Raw genomic sequence first — 12,254 nt, 5'->3', positions numbered from 1 at the left:
GGGCTCCGCCGACGACATCGCCGGAGCCCGGCGCCTGGTACGTACTGCCGGGCGGGGCAGGCCGCCATTCTGCCGACGGCCGTGTGAGGCGGCCCCGGGAATCCTGCAGTCGGCTTCCCCGTCTGCTTACCCGCCGACGGGTCAGGCGTCCGGCGCGCGCTGCGCGTCGGCGGCTTTGCGGTGTTCTTCGTTGATGCGCCGGGCTTCTTCGAGCTGGTCTTCGAGGATGATGATGCGGCAGGCGGCCTCGATGGGGGTCCCGCGGTCGACGAGTTCCCGGGCGCGGGCGGCGATGCGCAGCTGGTAGCGGGAGTAGCGGCGGTGGCCGCCGGCGGAGCGGAGCGGAGTGATCAGGCGGGCTTCGCCGAGAGCGCGGAGGAAGCCCTGCGTGGTGCCGAGCAGCTCGGCGGCTCCGCCCATCGTGTAAGCGGGGTAGTCGTCGTCGTCGATACGGCCGAACGAGTCGTCTGCTGTCATTTGCACCTCTCTGTTGTCATTCGAACCTCTCCGCGGAACGCGTCGAGGGGCCTTGGTGCCGTACGGCACCAAGGCCCCGAAGGAACTGCTACACCATCTGCCGGCCCTGACAGGGCACCGGCCTTCTGTTTCCGCAGACTCGACCGGCTTGCTGCCGGGGCTGCTGGGATCGCGGTTGCTTGACCGGAGACCACCTCACTATCGATGTCCTGCGGTACCCGGGTTCAAGATCCGGCCCGGGCGATCCTGATGGCGCTCGGCTCCTCCGTTCTTCCCTCTGGGATCAACTGCCTACAACTGGGGTACTGCGCACTGCTGGTGATGCGAACCGCACCTGCGGGTACTGCTCCGCCCGGCAGTTCGTGTCTGCCAGGCCTGGCTGTCTCTCTGAGCTACGACAGAACCATAACCCCGCCCCCACTCCAATGTCTACTCCGACAAACACAGATTTCCGCGTGTTCGACAGTGAGGCAATCAACCTCGAACAGTGACCGGCGCAGGAAGAAGCGCTGCCAGCACCTGCTTAACGGGTTACAGGCGGGGGAACGAGACACCGCAGGCAGAACCGGACACAGACGATCCAGAGACCGGGGAGACCTGATGAACACCATGAGCGTCAACGTCGCGACCGTCCGCTCCACGACATCCGTAGCCCACCACGCACGCGACAGCGCCCGTGACTTCCTCGGAGGTCTCCTGCGCCCGATCGCGGCCGAGGATGCGGACACCGTGGTCCTGGTCGTCTCGGAACTCGTCACCAACGCCCTGCGTCATGGCGGCGGCACCTGCACCCTGGACCTGACCGCGCACCCGGACAGCATCGAGGTGGCGGTGCGCGACCACAGCCCCGAGATGCCGCGCATGCGCACCCCCGACCTCGACGACGGCACCGGAGGCTTCGGCTGGCCCATGGTCAACCACCTCGCCCGCGCCACCACCGTGACCCGCCAAGCAGCGGGCGGCAAGACCGTGAGCGCCCTCCTCGCCCGGTGACGCCGACGCCTGGAAACGGCGCGGGTCACGGAAGCCGACCTCCGGTGGAGCGTCGCGGGCCCCGGACCGTGCGAGTCGACTGCCTCTCTCGAAAGAGGTTCGCCACCCGTCTCACCGGATGTCCCGCCTCAAAACCGGACGATTGCCGAACGGACTTTCAGCCGCTTCGGGTCCGCCCAAGAAACCCATGAAATCCGCAGGAGTGAAGATCTCTCCCCCGGGCACACGAAGGGCCGGAGGTTGATAACAATGGTTCCTATTCTTCTTGTTCTTCTGCTCGCCCTGATCCTCTTCGGTGCCGGCTTCGCACTCAAGGCCCTGTGGTGGATAGCCGTCATCGTGCTGGTCGTGTGGGTTCTCGGCTTCGTGGTCCGCCCCACGGCAAGCGGTGGCAAGCGCGGCCGCTGGTACCGCTGGTAGGCGAACAATGTGCCCGCCGCGAATGCGTGGGACCAGCCGACCGGGGCATTCGAATTCCTGAAGCTCTGAAGAGGCGTTGCTGAATTCGATGACGCCTGCACGACTCCGTAGTTCAAATGCGGGAGCAACAAACAATCTCAACGAGGGAGCCGTTCTCCATGAGTGACAACATCTGGGGCTACCAGCCGACCACCGGCCACACCACAGGCACCGACCTGATCGGATACAAGGTCGAGGCCACCGACGGTGGCATCGGCAAGGTCGACAAGCACTCGGACGACGTCAACTCCTCCTACCTCGTCGTCGACACCGGTGTGTGGATCTTCGGCAAGCACGTCCTGCTGCCCGCCGGAACCGTGAAGACGGTCGACCAGGCCGAGCGCAAGATCTACGTCGGCCTCACGAGGGACCAGATCAGAGAGTCCCCCGAGTTCGACAAGGACAAGCACGTCGGCGACGCCGGCTACCACGCACAGGTCGCCGACTACTACCAGACCCAGCGAGTCGTCTGACCTCGCAGCAGCCCAGCAGTGGGGCCGGCCGGAGCTGCTCCGGCCGGCCCCACTGCTGTCGTCCAGGCCGTCGACAGGGGCCCCGCTCTCCCTTTCCTGGGTCACCATCGACCCGCACCTGACCACTGACCACCTGGCACCTCTCTCCCCCTCCCGGCCGAGACCCTGCGGCTCCGCGCCGCGACGCCATCACCGAGGTCCACGTCCACGAGGGAGCGTCAGGGAGGCACCACGGGCGGCCGGAGCGCCCGGTCCGACGGCCGTCGGCGGACCCGATTCGAAATCACCTGGCATGCATTCCGCGAACCCGGGTAGGCCGATCGTTGTCGCCGGACAACGAATCGGCGGCACCGAGTCCGGATCACGTAGGAGGGGCCTGACATGACGGTGACGAAGACGGCAGACGCACAGACCCGGGTGCTGCCGGAGATCGCAGACCCTTCGCAGGTCGCCCCGAAGGACGCCCGTCAGCTGACCAGGCTGTTCCTCGACCAGCTCGCCGTCCTCGAAGAGGGCACGCACGAGTACCAGTACGCGCGCAACACCCTCATCGAAATGAACATCACGCTCGTCCGGTACGCGGCCGCACGGTTCCGCAGCCGCAGCCAGGACGAGATGGAGGACATCGTCCAGGTCGGCACGATCGGCCTGATCAAGGCCATCGACCGGTTCGAGCTCACCCGCGAAGTCGAGTTCACCTCCTTCGCCATCCCCTACATCACCGGCGAGATCAAGCGCTTCTTCCGCGACACCTCCTGGGCCGTCCACGTCCCCCGACGCCTCCAGGAAGCCCGCGTCCAGCTCGCCAAGGCCACCGAAGAGCTCCGCAGCCGGCTCGGCCGTACGCCCACCGTCAAGGAACTCTCCCAGCTGATGTGCCTCAGCGAGGAAGAGGTCAACGAAGCACGTCTCGCCTCCAACGGCTACAACTCCGCCTCCCTCGACGCCGCCATCGGCTCCGGCGACGACGGCGAAGCCGCGCTGGCCGACTTCATCGGGCTCGACGACAACGCCCTCGAACTCGTCGAGGACTTCAACGCCCTGGCTCCCCTGATCGCCGAACTCGACGACCGCGAACGGCGCATCATCCACATGCGGTTCGTCGACGAACTCACCCAGTCCCAGATCGGCGAACACCTCGGCGTCTCCCAGATGCACGTCTCCCGCCTGCTCAACCGCACCCTCACCAAACTCCGCGCAGGCATGCTCACCACCGACTGACACACCGGTCCGCAGCGGCTGCCCTCCAGCGCCCCCGGTTCCTCCCGATCCCTCCCGGTCGGCGAAGACGCAGATGTCCAAGTGTCCGATGAGGTCGGCGGGATCCCTCCCGGTACGCCCCCAGGCGCGCGTGGCCTCCGGGTCCGCACGAGGGATCCCGTACGACCGCCTTTGAACCACCTGGTCGGGCAAGGTGCTGCTCTGTGCCCAGCCCACGCCGCGACGGCCTCTGCCACATCGTTCACTCACCCGCAGCGGGCCACTGAGCGACAACTTTCGATGGCTACGGCAGTGCTTCGAGAACCGCGTTAGCGCTTTCGGCGAATCTCCTTTTACTGATCTCGACCTTGTCGACGGCCTCCTGAAAATCAGCCATATTTATCCGCCCCGTCACAAAATCAGTAAGGACAGTCTTCAAATAGGCTGCATCATTCCATAGTTCGTCCGCCCACGCGCTTACAGAACCAGGGCCGATCAACCTGACACGCATCCGAGCCCTGTAGAGATCGTGCACTGCGACATCGATATCCGCCAGAGCTTCCTCAGAAGCCCGTAGGGCAGACGGGGATTGATAATTGTCAATGATGCATTCCGTGTCAACGAGATCGAAAATCGCTCGATCCAACGGTTCGGTGGTCTCCATGAATGCGCCGTACGCATCTCGACGCTCGTCACGCAGTTTCTGTCGGTGGTCCGCTCGGCTTTGGTCACGCGCTTGGCACCGCGCGGCCCTGAACGTCAGACCAGCCGTGCCCAGTGTTCCGATGACCGCGACGCCGGCGCCGAGCACGGCCGCCAATCCTTGATCCATGCCGAACATGCTCGCGCACGCGACCGGTTGAGCGCAGGCGCCCGGTATAGATCAGCGCGGGAGGTGAACTGTGCCTACTGCCCGAGACTGGCGCAATGAGCGCGTGGACCTTTCGTCGCCGACCGCCGAGTTGACCATAGGGGTGACGAACGGCTCGTCGCGTGCGGTGAGGAAGGTGAGGAACGTGTCACGGATACGGCGGGATGTGCCGGTCTTCCGCAGGCGCAGCCGACCGGATACCCGAGGACGGCCGTGAACCCTGGCTCGGCGCTGTACCGGTCCGAGGGGGGCCGGGTGGTCACGCCTCACGGGTGTGACCATCCGCGCTGCATCCTGAGTATTCCCTCGGGCCGGCAGCGGACCGGCCAACGATCACCGGGGGCCCTCAAAACGGACACGCCCCCAGCTCGAAGTACCTCCGAGCTGGGGGCGATGCGGTAGGCCCTGTGGGACTCGAACCCACAACCAATGGATTAAAAGTCCACTGCTCTGCCAATTGAGCTAAGGGCCCAGGCGATGTTGCCTCCCCGAGCATAGCGGGACGTGGCCGTGTCTCCGATCGGGTATCGGGGACACGGCCGTGCCGGATGAGGGGAAGGTGGCCGGGCAGGTCCGGAGTGTTACGGATCTACCGGTTCGGGTGCCCCCGCCCGCGCCGCCTCCCGCGCCTTCGTGCGCGCATGTTCCGGGTTCAGGAACCAGTGCCGGGCCGACGCCGTCCACCAAGCCGCGGCGAAGCCGAGGACCACCAGCACCGCCACCGGCGCGTAGTTGAAGGACTCCCAGGTGACCGGGGAGACCTGCGGCAGCATGAAGAGGATCGTGATCACGGCCACCCAGATCACCGACACCACACCGATCGGCCGGGACCAGCGGCCCAGGTGCCACGGGCCGCGTTGGAAGTCGTCGCCCTTCACCAGTCGGAGCAGTGTCGGGATGACGTACGCGATGTAGAGGCCGATGACGGCGACGGACGTCACCGCCGCGTAGGCCGTGTAGTTGATGAGGTACGGCAGGCCCATGAGCAGTGCGCCGGCCGCCGCGAGCCAGACCGCCGCGACCGGGGTCCGGGTGCGCGGGCTCACCGTGTGCCAGACGCGGGAGAACGGGAGCGCGCCGTCGCGTGAGAAGGCGTAGATCATGCGGCTGTTGGCCGTCACCGACGCCATGCCGCAGAAGAGCTGTGCGCCGATCACCACCAGGAGCAGGAGCTTGCCCGTCGTCGCTCCCAGGGCGTCGAGGAGGATCTGGGCCGGGGGCGCCCCCGTCGCCGACTCCCGCTCCGCCTCGTACGACTGGATCGCGTAGGTGAAGCCCAGGAGGAGGACGAAGCCGGCTATCCATGACGTCCAGATGGAGCGGACGATGCCCTTCGGGCCCGCCGTCGACGCGTCGTGCGTCTCCTCCGTCATGTGGGCCGAGGCGTCGTAGCCGGTGAAGGTGTACTGCGCCATCAGCAGGCCCAGCAACACCACATAAACCCCGCTGCCCCAGCCGGTGTGGTTCACGAACTTCGTGAAGACGAAGGTCGTGGACTGGTGGTGGTCGGGGACGAAGGTCAGCGCGCCCACGATCACGCCGACGCCGATCACGTGCCACCACACGCTCACGCTGTTGAGGATGGCGACGATGCGGACGCCGAACGTGTTCAGCAGGCCGTGGAGGATCAGGATCGCGGCGAACAGGAGGATCGTGCGGCCCGGGGTGACCTTGAAGTCGAACTGGAGGTTGAGGTACGCGCCCAGGAAGGACGCGGCGCCGAAGTCGATGCCCGCGGTCACCGCGACCTGGCCGAGCACGTTGAACCAGCCCGTGAACCATGCCCAGGCCGCGGCCGAACGGGGTGGTGCCAAGCGGTGGGCCCAGAAGTACAGGCCCGCCGAGGTCGGGTAGGCCGAGCAGATCTCGGCCATCGACAGGCCGACGAACAGCGTCATCAGGCCTACGGCCACCCAGCCCCAGGTGATCACGGCCGGACCACCCGTGATCATGCCGAACAGGTACAGCGTCAGGCAGCCCGACAGGACCGAGATGATCGTGAAGGAGACCGCGTAGTTGGAGAACGCCGACATGCGGCGGGCGAGAACCTGCGTATAGCCGAGCTGGGCAAGGCGTTCCTCGTCGGAGAGACCGGGAGCGTCTCCTTTTGACAGCCCACTCGCTATGGCGTCATCTGTCATGCCCCCAGCGATTCCCTCGCCGGGGACGTGACATGCGCCACTTAAGGAATCGATAAGGACTCGATGTGGCCAAAAAACGCCCTAGGGATCACACGCGAGTCACTACAGGTAACTACAGGTCACTACGAGTCACAGACTACTCGCAGACGACTCACATCAGAGGACGCCCTTGTAGCCGCTCCACCCGCCCGAGATCTTCGTCCGCGCCCCGAACGACCCCTTCCCGTCACCGCTGTTGCGGAACAGGTTGCCCGCCGAGTCCCGCTCCACCAGGTCCGCCTTCCCGTCCCCGGTGATGTCCCCGACCCCGACGACCGTGTCGTACGACGCGCCCCACGCGGTGAACAGCTTCACCCGCGCCCCGAACGTGCCGTGACCGGTGCCGTAGTAGCGGTACAGGTTGTTCGACTTGTCCTGTGCCAGCAGGTCGCCGATGCCGTCGCCGTTCACATCACCTACGCCGACGACCTTCTTGTACGTCTTCCAGTCGGCGTACAGCTTCACCCGCGCGGACAGCTTGCCCGCGCTCGTGCCCTTGTACAGGTACACCGTCCCCGTCGACGCGCTCCGCGCGATCAGGTCGGGGCGGCCGTCACCGCTGATGTCGCCGGGCGCGGTCAGCACGTCGTACTGGTTCCAGCCGCTCGTCCCGAGTGACGTGTACGCCGTCGAGGGCTTGAGCGCCGCGTCGCAGGCCGGCTTGTACGCGCGCAGGGCGCCGCTGCTCAGGCGGACCAGGACGTCGTTGCAGCGGTCACCGCTCAGGTCGCCGAAGGGAACCGCCCTCACGCTCGTCGCCCAGCCGCCGCCGCTGACCTTTCCGGCGAACGTGCCCTTGCCCGTGCCCAGTTGATACGTCAACGCACCCGCCGAGTCGAGCGTCAGCAGGTCACCTACGGCGTCACCGCCGACGTAGTCGTGGCGCGCCGGGGAGCCGCCGCGCACCGCGACCGTGCCGCTCGCCGTCACCGGGGCGCCGACCCCGTCGGCCGGTGTGACGGACAGCGTCCAGTCGTACGACCCGTTCGTCAGGAGCGTCGTCCCGATGGACGCGGACCAGCCGACCTTCAGCTCGCCGCGCGCCGGGCCGCCGTCCCGGGTGTCCACGACCTTGCCGGTGGCCCGGTCGCGCACGGTCAGCCGCCAGCTCGCGGACGGCTTCGACAGCAGTACGGTGGCCAGGGTGTCCTCGGTCGTGTCGCGCTCGTGCGCCTGGACGGAGGGGGCCGCCTCGACCGGGGCCAGCAGGCGCAGCGGCTGCTGGGGCACGCCGGCCGGAACGAGGTGGACGCGCTCCTGGTCGTCGACGTAGGCCACGTTCCCGGTCGACTCGTCGACCGTCCAGCGCACCTCGCGCTGGGAGACACTGGTGTCGGGCAGCGCGCCGATCACCCGGCTCACGGGGGTGCCGTCCGCGAACGTGGTGAGGACCAGCTGTCCGGCCTGCCTGTCGTGCGTGACGACGAAGCCGTCGCCCAACTCCGCCTCGCCGGAGGGGACGTGGACCGACTTCTGCGCCGTACGGTCGTAGACGCCCGCCGTACCGTCGGCGCAACTCCAGTACAGCCAGCGGCCGTTGGCCCGCAGTTCGGCGGGTGCGCAGCCGGCGTCGGTGGTGCGGGTCTCGGTGATCTTTTTGGTGGTGAGGTTGTAGGCCGTGAGGGTGCCGGGGGTGGTGCCCGGGGTCCACAGGGTGTCGCCGGAGAGGGCGGCCGCGCCGGGGGTGCGGGTGAGGGCCGGGTTGCCGTCGTTGCCGATCCGGTAGACGGTCTGGGCGGTCGCCGTGGTGTGGATCAGATAGCGGCCGGAGACGTCCGTGATCCGGCCGCCCGCGGGGACGGTGCGCTCCCAGAAGGTGTACGGGGCGGGCCCGTTGACGCGGATGCGGTCGCTCGTCGTGGTGTCCTTCGTCAGCCAGGCGGCGCGGCCGTCGGCCGTGCCGTAGAGCTGGGAGCAGCCGAGTTCCGTCACCGGGCAGGTGCCGAGGTTCAGGCCGGTGCCGTCGAAGGACGAGCGGGCGCCGAACTCGGGTGTGCCGGTCACGGCGACGGTCCGCAGGTAGTCGTCGCGGTATCCGTTCGGGCCACCGGTGTCGGCGACGAGGAGCCGCCCCTGCTCCAGGGACAGCCCCTGGATCCTGACCGGCGGCTTGGGCAGCGCCCTGACCTGAGTGACGACCGGGACGCCTCCGGGGCCGGGCTGGATGCGCTGGATGCCCCAGTCGTCGCTCCCGGTTCGGCCGATCTTCACGGCATTGCCGTCGGGGCCGGCCGCGATCCCGGACAACGACCACGGCATGAGGGTCACCGAGGCGCCGCCGTCGATCGGCTGGGCCGTCACCGCACCGGTGCCGTTGACCAGCCAGTCCCCCACGAGTGCCAGATCGCTCGTCGCGTTCACGCCGTCGGTGACACCCTTCAGCACTACCTCGGCCGGAGCCGCCGACAGGTCGGCGCGCGGCAGCACCAGCACCTTGGCCTTGTCGTAGGCGGCGACGACCACGTGGTCCCGGGACGCGTACACATGCGTGTACCCGAGCGGCAGCGGACCGCTCGTGCTCTGCACCTGCCCGGTCTCGCGGTCCACGGCGACCAGTACCTGCTGTCCGTCCAGCGAGGAGCGGAAGAACACGCTCGTGGCGTCCGCACCGGCCGGCAGACCGACGATCAGGCCCGCCGGTCCGCCCGCGACGGTCACGTCCCGGGTGGTTCCGTCGGGGCCGGGGGTCAGCAGATGCATGATCCGGGTGCTGGTGCCGTCCTCGGCGGTGGAGTTCCGGAAGGCGAGGGTGAGGTCGTCGAAGGCACTCAGGACACCGAGGCCCGCCGGGACCTGGAGACTCCGGGTCGTGCCGTCGGTCGGGTCCCAGAACTCGAACCGGCCGTCGGGGTACTGGTAGGCGAGGACATCGGTACCGGTGGCCCGGGTGGTCGCCCCGGCCCGCACCGGCACGGGCACCGACCCGCCGTCCGAGTAGCGCGCCCACAGCAGCGCCGAACTGCCCTCCAGCCGGTGGAAGACACCCTGCGCCCCGGCACTGTCGTGGCCGCCCTGGGTCGAGGACGCGAGCAGCCTGGCCGAGGTATAGGTGCCGCGCAGCGTGGCCGGTACGACCGTCTCCTGCGCGTCCCCCACCGCGACCGCGGGCGCCGGCAGCAGTGGGCCGAGCCCGGCCGCGAGCACGGCCGAGACGGCGATGCCTGTGAAGACACGACGAGCCAAGGAATCCTCCCCCAGAGAAGAGAGGGATGATGCGTGGCGTTCTTGCTGCCCCCCGGCCCCCAGCCGTCACATCCCCCACAGAAGTCGGCTGATCATACAGTCAACACACAGCCAAGAGCACGCAAAAATGGCCCCCACCCGAACCCGGGCGGGGGCCATCTCAGTGCTGCGCCACGTCACTTGACGTCAGCCGTTGACGTCAGCCGTTGCGCTTCCAGCGCGGCTTGTCGTCGCGGCGGCCGAAGGTACCGGTGCCGGTACCCGTGCCGGTCGTGCCCCGGTGGCCGGACGGACGGTCGTGGCCGCCGGCGCGGAAGCCCGGGCGGTCGCCCTGGCGGTCACGGTTGAACGGGCGGTCGCTGCCCCGGTGACCGGTCGCGGGACGGTCGTCGCGACGGAAGCCACCGCGGTCACCGCCCGAGGGACGGTCGTCCCGGCGGAAACCACCGGACGGACGCTCGTCACGACGGTCGAAGGAACGGCCACCGCGGTCGCCACCCGACGGACGGTCGTCGCGCCGGAAACCACCCGAGGGGCGGTCGTCACGACGGTCGAAGGAACGCCCACCGCGGTCACCGCCACGGTCACCGCCCGACGGACGGTCGTCGCGCCGGAAACCACCCGAGGGACGGTCGTCACGACGCTCGAAAGAACGGCCACCACGGTCGTCACGGCGGTCGTCGCGGCGGAAACCACCGGACGGACGCTCGTCACGACGCTCGAAGGAACGGCCACCACGGTCGTTGCCGCCGCGGTCGTCCCGGCGGAAGCCACCCGACGGACGGTCGTCACGACGGTCACGGCGCTCGTAGTTGCCCCGCTCGTCACGCTGCTGGCGCGGACGGTCGTACGACGACTCCTCGCGCACCGGCGCCTCGGCGACCGGCTCGGCGGCAGCCGCCTCGACCACGGCAGCGGCGGCCTCGGCCACCGCGACCTCCGGGTCCTCGCCCCGCTCGCGCGCGGCACGGGCGACCAGGCGGTCGGACTCCTCGCGGAGTTCGGCGGCGCGGCGCGTGGCCCGCTCCAGCTCCTTGGTGAGCTGGATGACCTCGCGCTCGGCCTGCTGCGCGGCGTCGCCCGCGGACTGGGCCTGGACCTCGGTCATCGAACGGGCGCCGGTGATCTCGGCGACCTCGGGCTCGAAGGCCGTACCGGAGTTGATGATGTGACGGCCGGCGTCGACGCCCGCGTCCTCCATCAGCCGGAAGATCTGGCGGCGCTGGTGCGGCAGGGAGAGGGAGACGACGGTGCCCGTACGGCCGGCACGCGCGGTGCGGCCCGCGCGGTGCAGGTAGTCCTTGTGGTCGCCGGCCGGGTCCACGTTCAGGACCAGGTCGATGCCGTCGACGTGGATGCCGCGGGCGGCCACGTCGGTCGCGACGAGCGCGTTGACGTAGCCCTCCTTGAAGTCCGCCAGCGTCCGCGTGCGGGCGCCCTGCGTCATGCCGCCGTGCAGCGCGTCGGCCTTCACGCCGGACTCGCGCAGCTGCTCGGCGATGCGGTCGGCGCCCAGCTGGGTGCGGACGAAGATGATCGTGCGGCCCTTGCGGGAGGCGATCGCGGCGGTGACCGGCGCCTTGTCCTTGGGCTTCACGATGAGGATGTGGTGGGACATCGTCGTGACGTTGCCCTGCGCGCTGTCGACCTCGTGCGTGACCTCGTCCTTGAGGTAGCGCTTGACCAGCGTGGAGATCTCGTTCTCCATGGTCGCCGAGAACAGCATGCGCTGGCCGCCGGCCGGGATCTGGTCGAGCAGCTCGGTGACCTCGGGCAGGAAGCCCAGGTCGGACATCTGGTCGGCCTCGTCGAGGACGGCGATCTGCACGTCTTCGAGCGAGCAGGCGCCGCGGTTGATGATGTCGCGGAGGCGGCCCGGCGTGGCGACGAGGACGTCGACTCCGCGCTCAAGGGCGTAGATCTGGTTGCCCATGGACGTGCCGCCGCAGACGACCTTCATCTTCAGGCCGAGGACGTCGCCGTAGGGCTGGAGCGCGTCGGCGACCTGCATCGCCAGCTCGCGGGTCGGGGTGAGGATGATGCCGCGGGGGCGCTTGCGCTCGGTGCGGCCGCCGGACAGCGTCGCCAGCAGCGGCAGACCGAACGAGAGGGTCTTGCCGGAGCCGGTGCGGCCACGGCCGAGGATGTCCTTGCCGGCCAGGGCGTCCGGGATGGTCGCCGCCTGGATCGGGAAGGGGGCTGTCACGCCGTTCTGCGCGAGCTTGCGCACGATGCCCTCGGGGAGACCGAGGGACGCGAACGTCACCTCGGGAGCCTCCGCGGCAGCGTCTACGGCCGTCTCGGTGCCCTCGTTCTCGGGCATGACGACGTGATCAGTACTGGAAATGGACATGCGAATGCGAAACCTTCCGGAGTCTCCGTCGGCACGCGCCCGTCAACTCCGTGATTCGCTATCGA

General features: G+C 68.6%; 9 protein-coding genes and 1 tRNA gene. 4 read left to right on the top strand and 6 right to left on the bottom strand.

All coding sequences use genetic code 11. The annotated features are described in order from the left end of the window. Positions 1-141: 141 nt before the first annotated feature. Positions 142-477: a helix-turn-helix domain-containing protein gene (locus tag ACWDEW_RS13165; RefSeq protein WP_450512345.1), complete on the bottom strand. Its 336-nt coding sequence runs from the start codon at positions 475-477 to the stop codon at positions 142-144. 600 nt (positions 478-1,077) lie between these two features. Here ACWDEW_RS13165 and ACWDEW_RS13160 point away from each other — a divergent pair. The 4 genes from ACWDEW_RS13160 (at position 1,078) to ACWDEW_RS13145 (ending at position 3,623) form a co-directional block, all read left to right on the top strand. Continuing rightward, positions 1,078-1,470, top strand: a complete 393-nt coding sequence (locus ACWDEW_RS13160) for an ATP-binding protein (RefSeq protein WP_450512344.1) — start codon at positions 1,078-1,080, stop codon at positions 1,468-1,470. 249 nt (positions 1,471-1,719) lie between these two features. After that, positions 1,720-1,890, top strand: a complete 171-nt coding sequence (locus tag ACWDEW_RS13155) for a hydrophobic protein (RefSeq protein WP_450512342.1) — start codon at positions 1,720-1,722, stop codon at positions 1,888-1,890. Positions 1,891-2,048: 158 nt separating this feature from the next. Further along, a complete protein-coding gene (locus ACWDEW_RS13150) occupies positions 2,049-2,402 on the top strand; it encodes a PRC-barrel domain containing protein (protein WP_450512340.1) in 354 nt (117 codons plus the stop codon). Positions 2,403-2,783: 381 nt separating this feature from the next. Continuing rightward, positions 2,784-3,623, top strand: a complete 840-nt coding sequence (locus tag ACWDEW_RS13145) for an RNA polymerase sigma factor SigF (protein ID WP_450512338.1) — start codon at positions 2,784-2,786, stop codon at positions 3,621-3,623. A gap of 283 nt (positions 3,624-3,906) precedes the next feature. Here ACWDEW_RS13145 and ACWDEW_RS13140 read toward each other — a convergent pair whose 3' ends face one another. From ACWDEW_RS13140 to ACWDEW_RS13120, 5 genes are all read right to left on the bottom strand, one after another. Next, a complete protein-coding gene (locus ACWDEW_RS13140) occupies positions 3,907-4,434 on the bottom strand; it encodes a hypothetical protein (RefSeq protein WP_450512336.1) in 528 nt (175 codons plus the stop codon). Between the two features lie 438 nt (positions 4,435-4,872). After that, a tRNA-Lys gene (locus tag ACWDEW_RS13135) sits at positions 4,873-4,945 on the bottom strand. Positions 4,946-5,054: 109 nt separating this feature from the next. Continuing rightward, complete coding sequence (locus tag ACWDEW_RS13130; protein WP_450512334.1) at positions 5,055-6,614, bottom strand: amino acid permease; 1,560 nt, start codon at positions 6,612-6,614, stop codon at positions 5,055-5,057. A 156-nt stretch (positions 6,615-6,770) separates the two neighbouring features. Beyond that, complete coding sequence (locus ACWDEW_RS13125) at positions 6,771-9,836, bottom strand: FG-GAP repeat domain-containing protein (RefSeq protein WP_450512332.1); 3,066 nt, start codon at positions 9,834-9,836, stop codon at positions 6,771-6,773. 199 nt (positions 9,837-10,035) lie between these two features. Then, positions 10,036-12,159 carry a DEAD/DEAH box helicase gene (locus ACWDEW_RS13120; protein WP_450512330.1) on the bottom strand — a complete coding sequence of 708 codons (2,124 nt, stop codon included), beginning with the start codon at positions 12,157-12,159 and terminating at the stop codon, positions 10,036-10,038. Between the last annotated feature and the right edge of the window lie 95 nt (positions 12,160-12,254).

The sequence above is a fragment of the Streptomyces sp. NPDC001100 genome (genome assembly GCF_053598575.1).
This window is presented reverse-complemented; position numbering and strand designations above follow the sequence as displayed.

What these genes read in the sequence shown, in the direction of transcription:
- ACWDEW_RS13165 (WP_450512345.1), bottom strand. Translation starts at nt 477, where the DNA reads ATGACAGCAGACGACTCGTTCGGCCGTATCGACGACGACGACTACCCC.
- ACWDEW_RS13160 (WP_450512344.1), top strand. Translation starts at nt 1,078, where the DNA reads ATGAACACCATGAGCGTCAACGTCGCGACCGTCCGCTCCACGACATCC.
- ACWDEW_RS13155 (WP_450512342.1), top strand. Translation starts at nt 1,720, where the DNA reads ATGGTTCCTATTCTTCTTGTTCTTCTGCTCGCCCTGATCCTCTTCGGT.
- ACWDEW_RS13150 (WP_450512340.1), top strand. Translation starts at nt 2,049, where the DNA reads ATGAGTGACAACATCTGGGGCTACCAGCCGACCACCGGCCACACCACA.
- ACWDEW_RS13145 (WP_450512338.1), top strand. Translation starts at nt 2,784, where the DNA reads ATGACGGTGACGAAGACGGCAGACGCACAGACCCGGGTGCTGCCGGAG.
- ACWDEW_RS13140 (WP_450512336.1), bottom strand. Translation starts at nt 4,434, where the DNA reads ATGGATCAAGGATTGGCGGCCGTGCTCGGCGCCGGCGTCGCGGTCATC.
- ACWDEW_RS13130 (WP_450512334.1), bottom strand. Translation starts at nt 6,614, where the DNA reads ATGACAGATGACGCCATAGCGAGTGGGCTGTCAAAAGGAGACGCTCCC.
- ACWDEW_RS13120 (WP_450512330.1), bottom strand. Translation starts at nt 12,159, where the DNA reads ATGCCCGAGAACGAGGGCACCGAGACGGCCGTAGACGCTGCCGCGGAG.